This window comes from Arthrobacter sp. Soil_C_60 (genome assembly GCF_057656375.1).
On the sequence record NZ_JBDGKM010000005.1, the window covers coordinates 121,823 to 142,127 of the forward strand.

18 protein-coding genes are annotated in these 20,305 nt (G+C 63.7%); 10 read left to right on the forward strand and 8 right to left on the reverse strand.

Features of this window, described 5'->3' with window-relative positions:
• Positions 1-2: 2 nt before the first annotated feature.
• From uraD to AC3A4M_RS12725, 5 genes are all read left to right on the forward strand, one after another.
• A complete protein-coding gene (gene uraD, locus AC3A4M_RS12705; RefSeq protein WP_498736077.1) occupies positions 3-497 on the forward strand; it encodes a 2-oxo-4-hydroxy-4-carboxy-5-ureidoimidazoline decarboxylase in 495 nt (164 codons plus the stop codon).
• Positions 494-835 carry a hydroxyisourate hydrolase gene (uraH, locus tag AC3A4M_RS12710; RefSeq protein ID WP_074700515.1) on the forward strand — a complete coding sequence of 114 codons (342 nt, stop codon included), beginning with the start codon at positions 494-496 and terminating at the stop codon, positions 833-835. The genes uraD and uraH overlap by 4 nt, the downstream gene beginning before the upstream one ends.
• 2 nt (positions 836-837) lie before the next feature.
• A complete protein-coding gene (gene pucL, locus AC3A4M_RS12715; RefSeq protein WP_498736078.1) occupies positions 838-1,746 on the forward strand; it encodes a factor-independent urate hydroxylase in 909 nt (302 codons plus the stop codon).
• A gap of 66 nt (positions 1,747-1,812) precedes the next feature.
• Positions 1,813-3,384 carry a nucleobase:cation symporter-2 family protein gene (locus AC3A4M_RS12720; protein ID WP_498736079.1) on the forward strand — a complete coding sequence of 524 codons (1,572 nt, stop codon included), beginning with the start codon at positions 1,813-1,815 and terminating at the stop codon, positions 3,382-3,384.
• Positions 3,385-3,543: 159 nt separating this feature from the next.
• Positions 3,544-4,896 (forward strand): 8-oxoguanine deaminase, encoded by a 1,353-nt coding sequence (locus AC3A4M_RS12725; RefSeq protein ID WP_498736080.1) that lies wholly within the window; start codon positions 3,544-3,546, stop codon positions 4,894-4,896.
• A 15-nt stretch (positions 4,897-4,911) separates the two neighbouring features.
• On the opposite strand, the gene AC3A4M_RS12730 is transcribed toward AC3A4M_RS12725, so the two are convergent.
• A complete protein-coding gene (locus AC3A4M_RS12730) occupies positions 4,912-5,283 on the reverse strand; it encodes a VOC family protein (protein WP_498736081.1) in 372 nt (123 codons plus the stop codon).
• A gap of 200 nt (positions 5,284-5,483) precedes the next feature.
• Here AC3A4M_RS12730 and AC3A4M_RS12735 point away from each other — a divergent pair, with 200 nt between their 5' ends.
• Entirely contained in the window at positions 5,484-5,927 is a 444-nt protein-coding gene (locus AC3A4M_RS12735) for a QcrA and Rieske domain-containing protein (RefSeq protein ID WP_498736082.1), read from the forward strand.
• On the opposite strand, the gene AC3A4M_RS12740 is transcribed toward AC3A4M_RS12735, so the two are convergent.
• From AC3A4M_RS12740 to AC3A4M_RS12750, 3 genes are all read right to left on the reverse strand, one after another.
• Positions 5,924-6,397, reverse strand: coding sequence for a hypothetical protein (locus AC3A4M_RS12740; protein WP_498736083.1), 474 nt, complete (start codon positions 6,395-6,397; stop codon positions 5,924-5,926). The two genes, AC3A4M_RS12735 and AC3A4M_RS12740, sit on opposite strands and share 4 nt — an antisense overlap.
• Before the next feature lie 183 nt (positions 6,398-6,580).
• Entirely contained in the window at positions 6,581-7,171 is a 591-nt protein-coding gene (locus AC3A4M_RS12745; protein ID WP_498736084.1) for a CGNR zinc finger domain-containing protein, read from the reverse strand.
• Between the two features lie 162 nt (positions 7,172-7,333).
• Positions 7,334-8,611 (reverse strand): MFS transporter, encoded by a 1,278-nt coding sequence (locus AC3A4M_RS12750; protein ID WP_498736085.1) that lies wholly within the window; start codon positions 8,609-8,611, stop codon positions 7,334-7,336.
• A gap of 111 nt (positions 8,612-8,722) precedes the next feature.
• Between AC3A4M_RS12750 and AC3A4M_RS12755 the strand changes: the two genes are divergently transcribed.
• A complete protein-coding gene (locus AC3A4M_RS12755) occupies positions 8,723-9,673 on the forward strand; it encodes a LysR family transcriptional regulator (RefSeq protein WP_498736086.1) in 951 nt (316 codons plus the stop codon).
• On the forward strand, positions 9,661-9,933 hold the full coding sequence (locus AC3A4M_RS12760; RefSeq protein WP_498736087.1) for a hypothetical protein: 273 nt from the start codon (positions 9,661-9,663) through the stop codon (positions 9,931-9,933). The genes AC3A4M_RS12755 and AC3A4M_RS12760 overlap by 13 nt, the downstream gene beginning before the upstream one ends.
• 8 nt (positions 9,934-9,941) lie before the next feature.
• On the opposite strand, the gene ggt is transcribed toward AC3A4M_RS12760, so the two are convergent.
• Complete coding sequence (gene ggt / locus AC3A4M_RS12765; RefSeq protein WP_498736088.1) at positions 9,942-11,768, reverse strand: gamma-glutamyltransferase; 1,827 nt, start codon at positions 11,766-11,768, stop codon at positions 9,942-9,944.
• Positions 11,769-12,156: 388 nt separating this feature from the next.
• Here ggt and AC3A4M_RS12770 point away from each other — a divergent pair, with 388 nt between their 5' ends.
• On the forward strand, positions 12,157-13,395 hold the full coding sequence (locus AC3A4M_RS12770) for a heparan-alpha-glucosaminide N-acetyltransferase domain-containing protein (RefSeq protein ID WP_498736089.1): 1,239 nt from the start codon (positions 12,157-12,159) through the stop codon (positions 13,393-13,395).
• A gap of 530 nt (positions 13,396-13,925) precedes the next feature.
• Here AC3A4M_RS12770 and mdlC read toward each other — a convergent pair.
• Positions 13,926-15,536, reverse strand: a complete 1,611-nt coding sequence (mdlC, locus tag AC3A4M_RS12775) for a benzoylformate decarboxylase (protein ID WP_498736090.1) — start codon at positions 15,534-15,536, stop codon at positions 13,926-13,928.
• Positions 15,537-15,723: 187 nt separating this feature from the next.
• Positions 15,724-17,472: an FAD-binding protein gene (locus AC3A4M_RS12780; protein WP_498736091.1), complete on the reverse strand. Its 1,749-nt coding sequence runs from the start codon at positions 17,470-17,472 to the stop codon at positions 15,724-15,726.
• Between the two features lie 74 nt (positions 17,473-17,546).
• On the opposite strand from AC3A4M_RS12780, the gene AC3A4M_RS12785 reads away from it, so the two are divergent.
• Positions 17,547-18,524 (forward strand): LysR family transcriptional regulator, encoded by a 978-nt coding sequence (locus AC3A4M_RS12785; protein ID WP_498736092.1) that lies wholly within the window; start codon positions 17,547-17,549, stop codon positions 18,522-18,524.
• Positions 18,525-18,753: 229 nt separating this feature from the next.
• On the opposite strand, the gene AC3A4M_RS12790 is transcribed toward AC3A4M_RS12785, so the two are convergent.
• Positions 18,754-20,247: an aldehyde dehydrogenase family protein gene (locus AC3A4M_RS12790; RefSeq protein ID WP_498736093.1), complete on the reverse strand. Its 1,494-nt coding sequence runs from the start codon at positions 20,245-20,247 to the stop codon at positions 18,754-18,756.
• Positions 20,248-20,305 lie beyond the last annotated feature (58 nt).

Here is a 20,305-nt window from a genome sequence, read left to right on the forward strand (position 1 = left end):
CAATGAATCTCGCCTCTTTTAATTCTGCCTCGGATAGCGCAGCCCTCGACGTGCTGCGCCCCTGCGTGGACATAACGCGCTGGGCCACCGAAATCATCCGTGCCCGTCCTTTCAGCAGCCGCGAAGAGCTTCTGTCGTTCGCCCAGCAGGCGGCCCAGCCCTGGACGGAAGAAGAGATCGACGCCGCCCTGGCGCACCATCCGCGCATTGGCGAAAAGGCCGCCGGCACCAGCACCGAGGCGGATATGTCCCGCAAGGAACAATCCGGCGTCGCACAGTCCGCCGAAGTCCGGGACAGGCTCCGCTCAGGCAACCAGGCGTACGAGGAAAAGTTCGACAGGGTCTTCCTGATCCGTGCCGCCGGCCGCAGCGCCGAGGAAATTCTTAGCCAGCTTGAAAAGCGGCTGCGCAATTCGCCCGACGAGGAAATCGCCGTCGTCGCCGGCCAGTTGCGCGAAATTGCCATCCTCCGACTTGAAGGAGTCATCGAAGCATGAGCGTCAGCCATGTCACCACCCACATTCTCGACACCGGGACCGGGAGGCCTGCCTCCGGTGTCAAGGCCACACTGGAAGCCAAAACGGCAACCGGCTGGCAAGAAATCGCCACGGAGCACACGGACAACGACGGCCGTATCAAGAATCTTGGCCCCGAGGCGATCGAAGCAGGGATCTACCGGATCACGTTTGAAACCGGCCCCTACTTTGGGCAGAAGGGTACGGAAACCTTCTTCCCGTTCGTGGAGCTGACCTTCGAAGTGAAGGACACAGCAGAGCACTACCACGTACCACTTCTCATCAGCCCGTTTGCATACTCAACATACCGAGGGAGCTAATCATGACCGCCACCGTGGAATCCGCCACCGGCACCCGCATCGTCCTGGGCCAGAACCAGTACGGCAAGGCCGAAGTCCGCCTGGTCAAAATCACCCGGGACACCGACCGCCACCAGATCCAGGACCTCAACGTCACCTCGCAGCTGCGCGGCGACTTCGAAGCGGCGCACACCGCCGGCGACAACGCCCACGTAGTCGCCACCGATACCCAGAAGAACACCGTCTACGCACTTGCCCGCGACGGCGTCACCACCACGGAGGAGTTCCTGCTCCGTCTTGGCAAGCACTTCACGGAGAGCTTTGACTGGGTCACCGGCGGACGCTGGTCCGCAGAGCAGTTCTTCTGGGACCGCATCAACGACCACGACCACGCCTTCTCCCGGAACAAGAGCGAAGTCCGCACCGCGGTGCTTGAGATTTCCGGCAACAAGACGACCATCGTGGCCGGCATCGAGGACCTGACCGTCCTCAAGTCCACTGGTTCGGAATTCCACGGTTTCCCGCGGGATCGGTACACCACGCTGCAGGAAACCAATGACCGGATCCTCGCCACCGATGTGACCGCGCGCTGGCGCTACAACACCCTCGACGTCGATTTCGACGCCGTCTACGCCAGCGTCCGCGCTCTGCTGCTCAAGGGATTCGCGGAGACGCACTCCCTGGCGCTGCAGCAGAGCATGTACGAAATGGGCCGTCTCGTCCTCGAGGCGCACCCGGAAATCGACGAGATCAAGATGTCGCTGCCGAACAAGCACCACTTCCTGGTGGACCTGAGCCCGTTCGGCCAGGACAACCCCAACGAAGTGTTCTACGCCGCGGACCGGCCGTACGGACTGATCGAAGCCACCATCCAGCGTGAGGGTTCCCCCGCCACGCATGAAGTCTGGGCCAATATCCCCGGATTCTGCTAGTCCACATGCCAGAGGCCGGGACGCACGCGCGCGTCCCGGCCTCTGCAGCCGACAAGGAGGTCAGCTGTGAATGCAGCAAAAACTACACGTAAGACTATAACCGGACAGCGGCCCGAGGACGAAAGGCTGCCGATCGGCAAGTCCTTTGCCTACGGTCTCCAGCACGTTTTGACCATGTACGGCGGCATCATTGCGGTGCCCCTGATTGTGGGTACAGCGGCCGGCATGAGCCAGGACGAAATCGCCCTGCTCATCGCCTCCTGCCTCTTCGTTGGCGGTGCGGCAACCATCCTGCAAAGCTACGGCGTCAAGTTCTTCGGATCGCAGCTGCCGCTGGTGCAGGGTGTTTCCTTCGCCGGCGTTGCGACCATGACAGCCATTCTGAGCGGCGGCGGCGGCATCGAGATGGTGTTCGGCTCCGTGCTGGTCGCGTCTGTGATCGGTCTGGCCATCGCGCCGTTCTTCGCGAAGGTCATCAAGTTCTTCCCGCCGGTAGTCACCGGCGTCATCATCACCACCATCGGCCTCACGCTCATGCCGGTTGCAGCCAACTGGGCCATGGGCGGCAACTCCAAGGCGGACGACTACGGCAGCCTGGCCAACATCGGGCTCGCCGCCGGAACGCTTGCCGCGGTGCTGCTGCTGAGCAAGCTCGGCAACGCGGCCATCTCCCGCCTGTCCATCCTGCTGGCCATTGTCGCCGGCACGGTCGTCGCGGCACTCCTGGGCATCGCGGACTTCTCCAACGTGGGCAACGGCGCCATCTTCGCTTTCCCGCAGCCCTTCGCCTTCGGCTGGCCGGTGTTCGACCTCGCAGCCATCATCTCGATGACCATCGTCATCCTCGTCACGATGACGGAAACGACGGCGGACATCCTGGCGGTCGGCGAAATCGCCAAGACCAAGGTCAACTCGCGGCGCATCGCGGACGGTCTGCGGGCCGACATGCTCTCCAGCGCCCTGGCACCCGTGTTCAACTCCTTCACGCAGACCGCTTTCGCCCAGAACGTCGGGCTGGTGGCCATCACCGGCGTCAAGAGCCGCTTCGTGGTGACCGCCGGCGGCGTGATCATGCTGGTCCTGGGGCTGCTGCCGATCCTCGGCCGCGTTGTCGCAGCCGTACCGACGCCCGTCCTCGGCGGCGCCGGCATCGTCCTCTTCGGCACGGTGGCCGCCAGCGGCATCCGCACGCTGTCCAAGGTGGACTACAAAGACAACATGAACATGATCATCGTGGCCGTGTCGCTGGCCTTCGGCATGATCCCCGTGGTGTCGCCGACCTTCTACGATGAGTTCCCCACCTGGTTCGGCATCATCTTCCACTCCGGCATCAGCTCCGCCGCCATCATGGCCGTGCTGCTGAACCTGCTCTTCAACCATCTGAAGGCCGGAAACTCGGATCAGCAGTCCTCGCTGGTGGCCAGCCCGCCGCGCATGGTCCGCGAGGACGAGCTGCAGGCGCTGCAGGACGGCGACTACTACCAGGGCGGCAAGCTTATGGCCGCGGACGGCACCGAGATCCCGGTGGTCACCGCCCAGCAGTACCAGATCGTCAAGGAAAAGCTGGATAAGGGCGAGATCAGCTGCCCCGAGGACATCCGCAGGATCTGCGACGGCGAAGCCGCAAAGGAACACTAGCCAACATACCTCTGGGCCGGTCCCGCTCCGCATCCCGCGGACCGGGACCGGCTCGAAACGATCTCCTGGATCAGCAGACAGGACAACACTGAGCTGGCGGCATCGCCGTCGTTATTTGCCAACGCTCGGCGCCAAGACCTGTACCTGACAAGGAGCATCATGACTGCACGTACCTGGGTGAAGAACCCGCTGGCCATTTTCACCGCCAACAACGACGACGCCGCGGGCGGTTTGGTGGTCGAAGGCGGCGAAATCGTCGAGCTCGTGGCCGCCGGCCAGACACCGCGCGGACCTTGGACAACCGTGTTCGACGCCCGGCAGCACGTGGTGCTGCCGGGCCTGGTCAACACGCACCACCATTTCTACCAAACGCTCACCCGGGCGTGGGCGCCGGTGGTCAACGTGCCGCTGTTCCCGTGGCTGATCAACCTGTATCCGGTCTGGGCCCGCCTGACTCCGCGCTACCTGGAGCTCGCCACCAAGGCGGCGCTGGCCGAACTGCTGCTCTCCGGCTGCACCACGGCGGCGGACCATCACTACCTCTTTCCCGCCGGCATGGAGGACTCCATCGACGTCCAGGTGCAGGTGGTGCGCGAGCTGGGGATGCGTGCCATGCTCACCCGCGGCTCCATGACCCTCGGCGAGGACGACGGCGGCCTGCCGCCCCAGCGCACAGTCCAGGCTCCCGACGTGATCCTCGCCGACAGCGAAAGGCTGATCGGGCGCTACCACGAACGCGGGCCCGGCGCGCAGATCCAGATCGCGCTGGCCCCTTGTTCGCCGTTCTCCGTCACTCCGGAGATCATGAAAGACAGTGCCGCCCTCGCCGTGCAGCATGACGTCCGGCTGCACACGCATCTGGCGGAAACCATCGACGAAGAGGACTTCTGCCTCGAACGGTTCGGCCTGCGGCCACTCGACTATCTCGAAAGCGTGGACTGGCTGGCACCGCGGACCTGGCTGGGCCATGGCATCCACTTCAGCGATGCCGAGGTCGCGCAGCTCGGGACCGCCGGGGTCGGCGTAGCGCATTGCCCCAGCTCCAACATGCGGCTGGCTTCCGGCATCTGCCGTGCCATCGAACTGGAGGACGCCGGCGTCAACGTGGGGCTGGGCGTGGACGGATCGGCATCGAACGACGGCTCCAACATGATTCTCGAGGCCAAGCAGGCCTTGTATCTGCAGCGGCTGCGCTACGGCGCCGAGCTTGCGACGCCGGAGCGCGCACTCGGCTGGGCCACCAAAGGGTCCGCCCGTGCGCTGGGACGTACCGATATCGGCGAGATCGCCGTCGGAAAGCAGGCCGATCTGGCGTTCTTCAAGCTGGACGAACTGCGCTTTTCGGGCAGCCATGACCCGCTCTCCGCGTTGCTGTTGTGCGGCGCGGACCGGGCTGACCGAGTCATGGTCGGCGGCCAATGGCGCGTGGTGGACGGGCAGATCGAGGGGCTGGATCTCCAGGAACTGATCACAGACCACTCCAAAGCCGCCCGGGAGCTAGTCGCCGGCTGAGCAACTCAGCGGTGGTCAGACGTGCTGGTCCACGATGATCGGGTTGCCATCCGGGTCCAGCACAATGAAGCTCGCCGGCCCGGTCGTCTCCTCGTCTGCCTCTGCAACGAATAGTGTGCCTTGGGCTTTCAGCTGACGCTGGAGTTCGCGCACGTCGGTGTAGGAGTCCAGCTCCTGCGCGTCCTGATTCCAGCCGGGGTTGAACGTCAGCGCATTCTGCTCAAACATCCCTTGGAAGAGCCCGACGACGGCCTCGCCATTCTTCAGAATCAGCCAGTTCTGCGTGAGATCGCCACCGTGTTTGCTGAAGCCGAGCTTTTCGTAGAACGCTGCAGAAGCCTCGATGTCCTTGACGGCCAGGCTGATCGAGAAGGCGCCGAGTTGCATGTGTTACTCCCTTTTCCGGAAAGATGAATTCTGCGGATCATAGTCACAGCTGACCCTAAACCAACACCTGGATGATCCAGACCTGGGCGATCGGCGCTGCGGCGCCAGAACCTTCGGAGCAGACAAAAATTGGCTCAAACGATAGCTGGTCGGTGCGCACCGCTGGAAATTTCCAAGTTTTTACGGCAAGAATGGCACTTATGGAATCTTCCCGTGTCCCTTCACGCCGTTCGCTCCTGACCGTAAGTGCCGCCGCAGGAACGGCTGGCGTCCTTGCCGGCTGCTCGCCCTTCCAGAATCTTGTCGGAGATAAGAGCGGCGAACCGGCGGCCGTCGGCGCCGAGGGAACGCCGGTTCGGGCGGGCAAGCTCAGCGAGGTTCCGGTCGGCGGCTCCGCCAATATGGAGGTTGAAGGAAAACCGATCCTGATCCACCGCCCCGACGAGGAAACGGTCCTCGCCTACAGCGCCGAATGCACCCACCAGGGCTGCAAGGTGGCGGCGACGGAAAGTGAGATCGCTTGTCCATGCCACAACTCGACCTTCGCGCTGACAGATGGCGCAGTTACGGGTGGGCCGGCTCCCGCGCCGCTGCCCCGATTTGCTGCAGCGATCGACGGCGATTGGATCACCGTCGTCGTTTAGCCGATAAGTGAGACCCCAAGGCTGGCGAAGACGCCGAAGGCGACGCCCCACAGGATGATCGAGACGATCTGCCACAAAATAACCGCATTCTTCGACGCTCCGAATGAGACCATAGCGGCCGAGGTGATCTGACTCGGCAGGATGGTCTGGCCCAGCAGGCTCACGCCCGCGACGCCATATTTGTCGAACTGTGCCCGCAGCTTCAGTCGGCGGGCCGAGGGCTCTTTGGGTGCCTTACCGCTGACTACCTTCGAGCGCACGCCATGGGCGCTGAGCACGAACAGCAGCATGGAGATCACGTTGCCGACGATAGCGGCTGCGATCGCGATAACCGGATTGATGCCGGCGAGTATGCCGATGACGGAGCCGAAGTAGGACTCAATGAACGGAATGGCGGCTGCGAGTATCACACCCACCCACTGAAGCACTGTGGGAAGCGAGGCCGTGAAGTCCTGCAGCGCGTCGATCATGAATCTTTCCTCTCATGGTGTGGACCGCGGAGCGATGTCCCTGGGCGTCGGTCTGGAACGGGTGCTCAAGACCAATGACGAGCCTAGTTAAGACCGTCCGGCGGATGATGCGTCGAGAGGATGATCTTCGTGCACGGGTTATCCCTGGCGGTGGCGGTCCGGCAGGGGAAGGATCGATCGTGATCAGCCGGCCGGAACTTGGCTCTGCTTCCGGGCGTAGGCCCTAGCTGCCCGGACCCGGTCGCCACATCGGGTGGAGCACCAGTATCGGCGCGCGTGGGTGCGCAATATGAAGCGGTCGCAGGGGCTTGCTTCGCAGCGGGCAAGCAGTCCTGCTTGATTCCCGGTAAGCAATGATGCGGCGTCCTCGGCGATTTGGGCCATCGCGTGTTCGACGAGCTGTGTGACCGGATGCTGTGGAGCCCGGTGGAGGCCCTTCTGCGGCTCATACCGCAGCAGCGGTGCGCTGGCCACCGTCGTGAGGGCTCGATTAAGGCCATCCAGAGCCTGGGGATCAGGAGCGCTGCCGTCTACCTGGGTGGTGAAGACCGCACGCAGGTTGCTCCGCAAGGCTGCCAGCTGCGTCTGACAATACGCCAGCAGAGCCGTTTCATCGGGAACGAGCTGGTGGCTGATGAGCCATTCGGTGGCTTCCTCCGGGCTGCCTATTTCGTCCACACTGTGCCCGCCAGGAAGCGTGACGGTGCTGTCAGCCAGGGCGAGACTCGTATGCTGCTCGGCTCCTGGGGCGGCTGGAAGAGGGATCTTTGACATGCATCTCATGCTATCAGCTGGGATTTTCCGTGACGTTCCGGCAGTTGAGTATCACGCTGAATTGTCGTTGCTTTCCTGGGGATTTGGAGAAACCCCTGTAATCCAGGCGCCACTTTTTGGTGACGACGGTGATGATCGCGGTGGCGAGCATGAATTACTCCGTTAGGCGCGCGTGATTGTCCCCAACTTCGGGCGATGCGGCGACACGATATCCAGGAGTCGGAATCGATACAGTGCAGCAACACCAGCCAGAGGACCAATCAAGAGGATGAGGAATGCGTACTGCCACCCCACGAACACGGCGGTGATCGGAACGATCTGGATGGAAGCGATCGTGACGAGGAATCCGAGGGCGGTCTGTATTGTCAGGGCGGTACCGACATGCTCTGGTTCGGCCACTTCGCTCAAGAGCGTGGAGAACACTCCGGAATCAGCGATCACTGCAGCACCCCAGAGGGAACAGAAGGTGATGAGCACCGGCCAAGAGGCATCAAAGAAGGCTGCAGATAGGATGCAACAACCACCGCTGATCGCAAGAGAAAGCCCCGCAGTCACGGCGCGACCGTGGCGATCAGCGGCCCAACCTCCAATCACGCAGCCGACTACACCGGCGACGCCGACGCAGAAAAACACGGTGCCACTAATCGACCAACCCGAGTGGGAAGTCTGATCCTGCGAGGCCAGCATGAAAGAAGGCAGCCAGGTCCACAGTGCGTAGAGTTCCCACATGTGCCCGTAATAACTTATGTTGACCAGCCGCTGGGCACGATTGCGAAGCATTCGCCGCAGGAACCCGGGATCGAGGCTCACTGAACGGCTTTCAAAAAGAGGTCCAGGGCGAACAGCCGCAGCGCACAGTATTCCTCCGGCCAAGGTTGCACCAGCAGCTACCAGCAGGACTGCCTTCCAAGAAAGTTCAAAAGCACCGATCAGGTGCGGCAACGTAGATCCCAGCGTGAGTGCGCCGATCAACAGCCCGAAGGCCCGCCCCCGTTGAGCCGGAGTTGACCAGGATGCCATTAACTTCATCCCTACCGGGTACACCCCTGCCAGAAAAACCCCGGTGGCAAACCGCAAGAGGACTGCGATGGCAAGTCCCTCGGCCCATAGCGCAAAGGCAACTGTGGCGGCGGCGGCACCGCAAGCTGACCATGCGAGTAACCAGTCTGGGCGCAGTCGGTCGGCAAGGTTGGTCAGTGCAGAAGCGGTTGCACCCAGTACAAAGCCCACCTGAGTCGACGCAGTTACCCATACTGCGGCTGCAGGGCTGATCTGCCATTCGAACTGGAGTGAGGGAACCACGGCCGAAGCCGAGAACCATACGGCTAGGGCCATTACCTGGACCCCGGCGATCAGCGCCCGTTGTCTGGGTGCCCTTTTACCGAGCTGACCCGTCACTTTGTCCGCTTCGCCGGGGTTCGCGGTAGCTTCGCCACTCATAGCGGCAATGCTTCCGTTATGTATGCGAAACGGCTACGAAGTTCTGGTTACCAGGTGACAACGCAGGCTTGTAACTGCTTGGTACGGTGGCCACATGGAGGGAGGGCGACGATGGAACTTGACTTAGAAACATTGAGGCTCTTGGAGAGTATCAATCGGACGGGAAGCCTCCGCCGCGCAGCAGAAAATGCCGGGGTTACCCAGCGAGCGGTCTCGGCACGCATCCAGCTTGCAGAAAGACGGCTTGGGCGGGCACTTGTGCGTCGTTCGCGCAACGGTTCAGAACTGACGGACGACGGTAAGCTCGTGACCGAGTGGGCCATGCCTCTTCTGGAGGCCGCTGACATCTTTGCATCGTCGGTGCGGACGCTCCGTAGCAAAGCCGATATTTGCTTGGCTGCCAGCCAATCAATTTCAGAGCAACTGCTTCCCGGGTGGATGGATGCACTCAGACAGGCCCCGGATGCTCCCACAGTTCGTCTCATTTCCGGCAGCAGCGCAGATGTCATCAAGCGAGTACGTGGACACGTGGCGACCCTGGGATTTATCGAAACGCCCGAAGTGCCAACTGACCTCGCCTCCCAGCGGATCCGGAGCGATCCCCTCGCCGTCGTAGTCTCTCCCGATCACCCATGGGCTGGACAGGGCCGCCTCATCTTACCAGCAGAACTGGCCCGCACGCCTTTGATCTGTGACGACAAGGGTTCCGGTCGCTGCACTCTCGAACTGGCACTGCAGGCCGCTGAAGTCGAAGATAGCTTGGCGTCCCCGGCCGCTATCATGACAGGAACTGGCGCGATCGCCGGTGCCGTCGCGAGCGGTATTGCTCCCGCCGTCGTGAGCCGCTCACTGGTCCGCCCCCATCTCGAAAGTGGCGCTCTGATCGAAGTCGAAATCGAGGGCATACAGCTCCACCGACCTTTCACCATGGTCTGGACCGGACAACCCGCTCGGACCTCGGCCGCCCAAAAGTTCGTCTCCATCATCACGAGCCGGACGAGCCGGACGGGCCCCGGCCCTTCCACTACCGCCGGCCAAAGGAATACAGTATGGAAAATTTAGAGGCTGTTATCGCGGAGCTCGAAGAAGCCAGCGGTCTCAAGGAAGTAGCCCAGGTGACAACCTTTGAGGGGCAGCATGAGACTGCTGGAACGATAGAAATCACGATCAGTGATCGTGGTGTCGGGCATCCTCATCGATACTCGGTTTTCGCTCGTTCTGTAGCCTTGGCGAACAGGAGTGCAGCGGGCAAATCAGCGCCGGATCTTGCCACCGCAATAGCCACCGTTCCTTGGTTCAAACTGGGGAAGAAGCAACGGTAAGGCGCAGCCTACCTCGACGGTTTGAGTACCAAGGCAGAGCCGCCTCCACGCCTTGCCGGCTCTGCCGCGGCGACCATGCTTCCGTCTGGCATGAACTCGATTGCGGTCGCCGCGCCGATCTCTGCGGCTGAGGTGAACGAGTCCCCAGCCGGCTCCAGCACATGGCCGTAGGGTTTCAGCTGGCTTTCATAGGTGTCGATGAACTCCGGTTCGGCGGTAACGCTGGCCGTGTTTCTCTGCGACGCCCGCGGTGCCGCGATCGCTTCCGGTATGTCCATGCCCAGATCCACGCGGTTCAGGATCGTCTGCAGGACGGTCGTGATGATGGTGGAGCCGCCCGGCGAACCGAGCGCGAGGAAAGGTTCACCGTCCTCGAGAAGGATGGTCGGCGACATCGAGGAGCGGGGCCGCTTCCCCGGCTCGATGCGGTTCGGGTCGGCCGGGTCGTACACGGTGGAGAAGTCGGTAAGCTCGTTGTTGAGCAGGAACCCGCGGCCGGGCACCACGATGCCGGATCCGCCGGTCTGCTCGATCGTGAGCGTGTACTCGACCACGTTTCCCCACCTGTCAGCGACCGTCAGATTGGTCGTCGAGATGTTCTCGGTGTCCTTCTCGTCTGCCGGGGCCGCGGCGGCAGCCGGGCACACGCCGTCGTACTCGGATACGTTGCCGGGTGCGACGGGTTTCTCGGCTGCCTGCAGCGGGTCGATCCGGCAGGCGCGTTCCTTGCCGAACAGAGGATCCGTGAGGGCGGCGGTGGGGACGTCGACAAAGGCCGGGTCGCCGACGTACTTGCCGCGGTCGGCGAAGGCAAGGGCGCTTGCCTCGAGGTAGTGGTGCAGGGCGCCAGCAACGGTCATCTCGGAGAGGTTGACCGTGTCCAGGATGTTCAGCGCTTCGCCGACGGTGGTGCCTCCGCTGCTCGAGGGTGCCATGCCGTAGACGTCCAGGCCGCGGTATTCCACGTGCGCTGGATCCTGGTCCAGGGCCTCGTATGCGGCCAGGTCATCCGTCGTCATGTGGCCAACCGGGACGGGCAGCTTTGTGGTGTCAGTCTTCGGCGGATCCTGAACTGTGGCCGCAATTTCCTCCGCAAGCGGCCCATCGTAAAAGGCGTCCGTGCCATGTTTGGCGAGGAGCCGGTACGTTTTGGCCAGGTCGTGGTTCTTGAAGGTCCTACCGACGGCGGGTGCGTCGCCGTCCGGAAGGAAGAGGCTTCTCGTCGAGGTGAATGCCTTGAAGCGGACCTTGTTGTCAAGGGTCTGCTGGCGGAATGTTTCATCGACTTCGAAGCCGCGGCTGGCGACCTGGATGGCTGGCTTGAGCGCTTCGCGGAGGCTCACCGTTCCCCAGCGATCGAGGGCACGCTCCCAGGTCGCCGGCGTGCCGGGTACGCCCACGGAGACGCCGCTGGTGACGAGCTCTGGTGTGAAGGGGTAGGGCTCGCCGGTCTCCGGGTCGATGAAGGCGTCGCGCGGCATCGCCGCGGGTGCGGTCTCGCGGCCGTCGATTGAGCTGACCTCGCCGGTTTCCGCGTCGTAGAACATGAAGTAACCGCCACCGCCGATCCCTGCACTATACGGTTCAGTCACACCGAGGGTTGCCGCTGCGGCTACGGCGGCGTCCACGGCATTGCCGCCCTTGCGAAGGACTCTAAGTGCTGCCGCGGATGCCTCCGGGTCGACGGTGCTTACTGCACCGCCGTAACCCCTGGCAGTTGCGGTCTTAACGGGCTCGGTCGGGTGGGCGAAGGCGGGGCTGGCAACGGTGCCGCTGGTTAGGCTCATAACCAGGGCGGCTGTAAAGGCAGCGAACCGACGTCTCAGATGTGCCATGGTCACTCCGAAAATCAAGGTGATAGGAGTTGTCGATGGGGCCCACGCTACTCTCAGGGCTCCGGCCACTCAATACTGCAGGGCGTCTCGAAGGGAGAGACGTCGGATTTATTGGGGGAGAGGCGAAGCGCTGGAGCCGGCTGCCTTGGCCCCGGGGTGCTATGTTCCACGTTCTACTCCTGAGGGCATTGTTGTTGTGGAGCGCGACGAAAAGAACAGCTGCTCATCGGCACCAGTAACGCGCTGGTAACGCCTACAACGATTTGCTATGCGGGGCGCCGTCTAACAGGTAAGTGGCGGGCTCCGCCCGGCCCGGGGCGACGATGAAGGAAGGAATGCCATTATGCTGACTGGCCCGGATCCAACGCGGCCCCCAGATGGAAACCCGGTGCCCGCAGCAGTGGAGCCGGACAAGACGGACCAAGGCGGTTCCCGGCGGGTAACCGGTGTGGACGTCGCCAGGGGCCTGGCCTTGATCGGGATAATCATCGTCAATGTTTTTCCTCAGTCGGCCGGGGGCGTAGCCACGGCGGAGTGGAATATCCTCGCGGGCCGCCCCGCAGCTCTCTTCGCGTTGATTGCGGGGATCTCCATCGCGCTGCTTACCGGCGGCAGGCGGACACCGGCAGGCCGTGAGATGACTGCGAACCGGGCCGGTCTGGCACTGCGGGCGCTGTTGATCACCTCGATCGGCCTGCTGCTCGGTCCCACGGATACCACCGTCGCGATCATCCTGCCCTACTACGGGATCCTCTTCCTGCTGGCTGTCCCGCTGCTGGGCCTGGGCCGGCGGACACTGCTGGGCCTGTCCGTTGTCTTCGCGGTCCTCGGGCCCGTGGCGATGCAACTGGTGCGCGCCACCTGGCCGGATATGCCGCAAATCCAGGACGAATACTCGTTCTCTCTAGCCGCCGCCCAGCCCGGCGTCTTCCTCACCGACATGCTGCTCACCGGGTTTTATCCCGCCCTGCCTTGGATGGCGTACATCTGTGCGGGCATCGCGGTCGGACGCATGGACCTCACCTCCCGGAAGATCGCGGCCGCCCTCGTGGCAGCCGGATCAGCGCTGGCCGCGTCCATGTGGCTGCTGTCGATGGTGCTGCTGGGCCCGGGCGGGGGCCTCAACCGGATCGTGGCCGCCACGCCCATGCTCAACAGGGAGGAGATCAATTCCATTTTGATCTTCGGAGGCAATGTAGATACCTCCGCCGAGACCCTGCCGGCCACGACCGGATGGTGGCTGGCCATCCTCTCTCCTTACACGTCCACGCCTGTCACTATCCTGCACACCCTCGGAATCGCACTGGCCGCCCTGGGCGCCGTGCTGCTGCTCGTGCCGCTGCTGGGCCGGGCCGCTGACCCCCTGGCTGCAATGGGCTCGATGACGCTGACCCTCTATTCGGCCCACGTGATCGTCCTGGCCACCGAGATCCTGGACGAGGGCCGTCCCGTTATGTCCATCACCATCCAATGCATCGTGTTCCTGCTCGCCGCAGTGCTGTGGCGCAACGCCATCGGGAAGGGCCCGCTCGAAAGCGTCGTAGCCGTTTCGACCGCCTGGCTCCGGACTTTGGTCCTCAACCGGGGGCGCCCCACCCGCCAGTCATCGAACCGTGAAGCCGGCTAGCCCGGACCTTGAACGGCCTGGCACCGCCGATAAACCAGTAAAGGGCGGTCACACCGCGCGTTTGCGCATTCACCTCTTCATTCGACCCTATCCGAGATAGATGCCGCGACCGCAAAACTGTGGGAAAACGGAGCGGAGGCGGACAAGCCATGACGTCACTTATCAGAATCCGTCGAATTCGCATCCACTGTGATTCGTCGGGTTCTCAGGTGTCATAGGCGCCGTTATCGGCGTTAGCTGTCATCGAGAATGCGGGTCAACCGGGACGCAGCCCCGGTTAGTGTTGTTGCGGCCGTGGCTACCCTAGGCCCGTCAGGTGTCTTTTGCGCGTGGCATGGATCACCGGCCGCGGCGGGATCAAGCGGATTGTTGACCATCTCTGGGTATGCAGAGGCGTTGCCGACTTCGGTCCGGCAGACCGAAATCGGCGTGTGGCCGCCCGGGTGCCGACATCGAGTGCCCGGCCTGGATTGCAGGCGGCGAGCGTGATCCGAGAACTGCGTCGGGCGAAACAAATTCCTCAAGGTGGATCAGTCCGTGACCACCTGCGCGTCGATGAGGATCGGGCCGCTGGCCTTCAGCGCTTTTTGGTACGCCTCCTCGAACTCCTCGCGAGTGCTCGTCCGCTGTGCGGGCACGCCGTAGCCCTCGGCGATGGAGACAAAGTCGATGCCGCCAAGTTCCAGGCCCGGTATGTCCGGCGTTCCCATCCGCTGGGCGAAGCCGGCGAGGGCGCCGTAGCTGGAGTTGTTAATGATGACGAACACGGTCCGTGTGTTCTGCTTTGCCGCGGTGTAAAGCGCGGTGATGCCGTAATTCGCGGAGCCGTCGCCCACGGTCGCCACGATCGTTTTCTCCGGGTCGCCGAGGGACATTCCGACCGCCACCGGGAGGCCGAATCCCAAGCCGCCCGAGGCCGGGAAGTTATACATGCCCGGCCGGTCGATGGCGATGCGCTCGAGGTAGTCCAGATCCAGGGTGGTGGTCTCGTTGACGTAGGCGACCGTGTCATTCACGTAGGCATTGAGCACCTCGAGGATTTCGGTGCCGGTCATACCGTCCGGGGAGGTCCTGGCTGGGGGCAGTTCGCGGGATCCGGGCTCACCGCGCCGCTTTCCACGGTCCTGTACGCCCTCGGCGAGGGCCTTCGCGACGCCGGCCACATCGGCGACGAAGGACCGCCCGAAGGGTGCGCGGGTCGCCTGGCGTGGATCCTGCGTGATCTGTACAACGCGGCTCCCCGCTTCTAGATAGTTGCTCGGCTCCCAGCGGTGGTACCGGAAGACGGCAGCGCCGAGGACGAGGACGACGTCGTGTCCGGCGAGGCGGTCACGCACAGATTTGATGCCCGGGACGATGACACCCTCGAAGTTCGGGTGGGTGGTCGGGAAGGGGCCCCGCGAGGGCGATGGCGCTACGTAAACGGAAGCTTCGGCCTTCTCCGCAAGCGATACGACGGCGTTGAAGACCGTCGGATCCTCGACGGCGGCGGCGTCCACTTGGGGGCCCACGACGAGTGCCAGCTTCTTGGCGCCGTCGACGGTGGCGATGAGCTCCTGCGCCATGTCGTCGGTGAGGCTGCCGGCGACGACCACCGAGCGCTCGGTGAGCAGGGCGTCGTCGGCAAGGGCAGGCTCCGCCCAGTCATCGAGCGGGACGGAGATATAGACCGGACCGCATGGCTGGGTAGAGGTTTCGAAGACAGCTTGGGCGAGGGCACGCGGCACGTCCGCGGCGGCCAGCGGCTCATGCGAGTACTTGACCAGCGGGGTCGGCAGGACCGAAGCGTCCACGCTGGCTAGCATCACCTCTTGGCCGACGGTGCGCCGGACCTGCTGTCCGGCGAGGATGACCATCGGGATGTGTCCGTAGCAGGCGTTGGTCAGGGCGCCCATGGCATTGCCCGACCCGGAGGCGGCATGGATGTTCACCAGGGCAGGCTTGCCCGTTGCACGGGCATAGCCCTCGGCCATGCCCACGACGACCTGCTCGTGCAGTCCGAGAACGAAGTTGAAACTCTCATCGAGGCCGGCGAGGAATGGAATCTCGTTGGATCCGGGGTTGCCGAAGATGGTGGTCAACCCCTGCGCGCGGAACATGTCCAGGCTCGTCTCCAGAATCGTCTTCTTGGTGGTAGCCACTCGTCACCCTTCCTCAGATTTTCGTTACTCCGATGGTAGCTTCGGGACCGGCTTGGGCACTGGCAGTGGTGCCGCATACAGGGCAAGCCCCTCCAATTTATCGCCCGTCGGGCTCGGGCTAAGGAATGCCCCGAGCCCGGCAATAAGTCTTGGCTGTCCACGGTGCGGACTTGATGACCGTGCAGTGCTACTCCACGAGCTTGCCGGCTACAGAGTCGTCAGCGTCGGCCTCGGCTAGCGAGCGGAAGGAGTCCGGGGCGGCGGCCAGGGCCTCGAAGCTGACTCCGTCAGCTGGAGACCAGACGAAGTTGCCTTGCAGCGCCGGATCCTGCTGGGGGAAGTCCGCGCGGTTGTGGCAGCCGCGCGTCTCACGGCGTTCCAGTGCGCATTCGAGCGTTGCGCGGGTCGCGAGGAGCGAACCCAGCAGATCGTAGGCGTGGGCGAGGTCGTCGAACCCGGCGATGTCGGGGCGTGCGGTGATATGTTGGGCGCGCTCTTCGAGGGCGGCAAGCTTGCGTAGACCTTCCTGCAGGCCCTGTTCGATGCGCACGACGCCGGCGTGCTCGGTCATGAGGTTGCGCACTTCGCGCTGCAGTCGCCGGGCTGACTCGGTTCCGCGTTCACTGAGCAGTGACTGCATTTCTGTGCGGGCCAGTCCGACGGCGGAGGGGTCACGGTGGACAGAGGTGCGGGAGGTGACGTACTCGGCGGCGTGCTCTCCAGTGATGCGTCCGTAGACGAGCAGCTCTATCAGCGAGTTCCCGCCCAGGCGGTTCGCACCATGCAGGCCTGAGGAAGCTTCACCGATCGCGTACAGCCCGTCCACTCCCGTGCTGTGGTCTGTCGGGGCTACCCATACTCCGCCCATGGAGTAGTGGGCGGTCGGAGCGATTTCCATCTTCGTAGTGGTGATGTCGAGCATTTGCAGGTCGATCAGGGTGCGGTAGACGCGCGGCAGCTTCTGCAGGATGACTTCCCGGGGCAGGTGGGAGACGTCCAGGTAAACGCCACCTTTCTCGGTCCCCCGGCCCGCGGCGATCTCGGTGTATCCGGCCAGGGCAACCCGGTCACGGGTGGAGAGCTCCATGCGCTCGGGGTCGTAGCGCTCCATGTATCGCTCACCCAGTGCATTGGTGAGGATGCCACCTTCTCCGCGCGCTGCCTCGGAGACGAGGGTGCCGGCGGCGTCGTCGGGTTCCAGCAGTCCGGATGGATGGAACTGGACCAGCTCGGCGTCCCGGATCCGGGCACCGGCCAGAGCGGCCAGGCGGAAGGAGTCCCCGGTGTTCTCGTCTCGTCGGGAGGAGGTATGGCGCCAGATGCGGGTGTGCCCGCCGGCTGCCAGGATCACCGCATCGGCATGGATTTGCACGGGTGTGCCGTCCACAATGTCGAATCCGTAGGCGCCGAAGATTGTTCCGTCGGCCACCAGGAGGCGGGTGATGTAGATGCTGTCGATGATCTGCACATCCAGCTCGGCCGCGCGGCGCATCAGGGTGCGTTGGATTTCCAAACCGGTGTAGTCACCGGCGTAGGCGGTGCGGCGGTACTTGTGGGCGCCGAAGAAGCGCTGTGAAATCCGCCCGTCCTTTTCCCGGGCAAAGGGCATGCCCCATTTCTCCAGATCCCCGATTCCGTCGGCGGCGTTACGCGCCACGGTTTCGACGATGGCCGGGTCAGCCAGGAAATAGGACTCGCGCAAAGTGTCGGCGGCGTGCTGCTGCCAGCTGTCCTCGGGGTCCATCGTGCCCAAGGCGGCGTTGATGCCGCCGGCTGCCAAGGTGGTGTGAGCATCGTGCTTGCGCCGCTTGCCCACAGCCAATACCTGGACCCCGCGTTGGGCTAGTTCGATCGAAGCCCGTAGTCCGGCACCACCGGTACCGATGACGAGTACGGAGGTGGACATCAGTCGTTCTGTTGAATGCTGTGTGCTCATATCGACCATGCTAGAAAGCCGCGTATGATGAGTCCAATGCATTGTTCTACTCATTGTGATGCACAAAGGCTATAATGAAACTTGAGCAGTTATCTTCCTTCGAGGCCGTGGCGCGGATGGGCCACTTCACCCGAGCTGCCGAGGAGCTCTTCCTCGCCCAACCCTCACTGAGCCGGCAAATCGCTGCTCTGGAGGCCGACCTAGGCACCAAGCTCTTCCGTCGTGGACCGGCGGGGGTGACACTAACCGACGCAGGGGAAGTGCTGTTGCCCATCGCCCGGCGGATGCTCGCTGACGCGCGGTTTGCCCGCGAGCAGATGGACGAGCTGGCCGGGCTGCGCCGCGGTCATGTCCGGCTCGGTGCCCCGCCGACTCTCTGCGTCTCACTGGTCTCCGACGTACTCGCAGCCTTCCGCGCCGCGCACCCTGGAGTGGACCTGCACATCACCGAGGCAGGCTCGCGCTCACTGGTGGACGCCCTGAACGAGAACGCACTGGACCTGGCCCTGATGGTCACCCGTGGCATGGAACCATCCGTACCGGGCACCGAACTGATCCCCCTGCTTTCCGAGGAACTGGTGGTGATCTCAGCCGCAGGCTCACCCCTGCCAGGACACACGCGGCAGCAAGACGGCGAAAGTTCGACGCCGACCGAGATCACACTGGCGGAACTGGCGCAGATCCCGCAGGTCGCGTTCAACCGCAGCTACGACCTGCGCCTGGCCACAGACGCCGCATTCTCCGCCAGCGGACTTATCCCGACGATCGCCGTCGAGGGCGCCGAGATGGACGCCGTGCTCCGATTCGCAGAACGGGGGCTGGGAGTGGCCGTCGTCCCGGCAATGGTGGTCATCGACCGCCCCGGGCTGCACAGCACGCGCCTGATTAGCCCCCAACTGACCCGAACCGTCAACCTGGCCCGGCGGATCGACGTCGAACCCTCAGCTGCGGCTGCCGCCATGCAGCGGTTCGTCTTCGATACCGTGGACCGGCTCACCGCTCCCGGCACGGATCTCGCGCGCCTGGTGACGGCCGTACCGCGAAACCGGTAAGGGCCCCGAGCCGTGAGCGGGCAGCTCGCCCGGTGTTCTGAACGAAGTACTGTTCGGGTGCGGGTAGGCAGTAAATTCTCTCCGCAAGCAAGGGGATCTTTTACCGGGCCAGCATCAGCTCCGCGCCGACGGCGATAGCCAGCCGGCAACAACCCAGTGGCGTTGAAAGGGGGCCGGGCACGCTACGCGTGGCCGGCCCCCTAAGTCTGGAATCCAAGCTAGGCTACCTTCAGCCGCGGTTATACATGACGTGTTTGGTGCGGGAGAAGTCCTCCAGGGCGTAGGTGGAGAGGTCGCGGCCGTAGCCTGAGCCCTTGAAGCCGCCCCAGGGCATTTCGGTGGCCAGGACGAGGTGCGAGTTGACCCAGACAGTGCCGAAGTCGAGCCGGCGGGGAGCCGAGAGCGAGCGGGCGGCGTTCGTGGTCCAGACGGAGGCGGCCAGTCCGTAGACGGTCTCGTTGGCCCGTTCGATGGCTTCTTCGTCGGTGCTGAAGGTTTCCACGGACACGACCGGGCCGAAGATCTCCGTGCTGGCGATCGCCGCGCCGGCGGGCACACCGGTGACGACGGTGGGTTCGATGAAGTAGCCCGGGCCCTCCATGGCGTTGCCGCCGACAGCGACTGTCAGGCCGTCCTTGCGGATGTCCTCCAGTGCGGCCAGAACCCTTTCGTAGTGGGCTTTGGAGATCATGGAACCGATTTCGACGTCGTCGCCGGCACCGGGGGCGCCGACAGAGATGTCACTGACTTCGCGGATGAGCAGTTCGGTGAACTTCTCTGCAACCGATTCATGGACGAGGACCCGGCACGCCGCGCCGCATTCCTGACCGCCGTTCCAGAACCCGGCCTCGCGGACGCCCTTGGCTGCGGCTGCCAGATCGGCATCGTCGAAGACGACGACGGGCGCTTTGCCGCCGAGTTCCAGGTGCACGCGTTTGACTGTTGAGGATGCGCTGGCGGCGACCTTTTGGCCGCTGCCAACGCTTCCGGTGATGGCGACAAGATCGATGTCCGGGTGCTCCGACATGCGGTTTCCCACCACTCGGCCCGGTCCGGTGACAATGTTCAGGACGCCGGCCGGAACCTCGGAGGCAATGAGCTCGGCGAGTTTGAGCGTGGTCAACGGCGTCTGCTCCGAGGGTTTGAGCACCATGGTGTTGCCCGCGGCCAGGACCGGAGCGATCTTCCATACGGCCATCAACAGCGGGTAGTTCCAGGGCGTGATCACGCCGACGACTCCCACCGGCTCGCGGAAGATCACCGAGGTGTGGTTATCCGCATAGTCCTCCGCACCGGGTGTGGTGAAGGCGCGTGCAGCGCCGGCTGAAAACCTGAAGGTGTCGATCGCGCTGGAGATATCGTCTTCTGTGACGGCAGCCGGTTTACCGGTGTTGGCAGCTTCAAGGGTTTCGAGAAGTTCCCGGTTGGCCTCAATGATGTCCGCGATGCGCAGAAGGACCGCGGAACGATCCTTGGGAGTCTTCGCTGCCCAGCCGGCCTTGGCCGTCACGGCAGCCGCGACGGCGGCGTCGACGTCTTCAACGGAACCGGCAGGAACCTGCATGAGGATTTCTTCAGTGGCCGGATTCTCCACGGCAACGGTTGCAGTCGAAGCCGGCGGGGTGAACGCGCCTCCGATGAACTGGCCGAAAGGAGGAAGCGATGGGACGGGAAGCTCTCCCGTCCTGCGGACGGTGAACAAGGCTGTGTCTGAGAGTGTCATGGTTTTCCTTAGTCCTGTCTTATTGTCGTGGAGGTGTGCCCCGCCGCCGCGGTCCTGG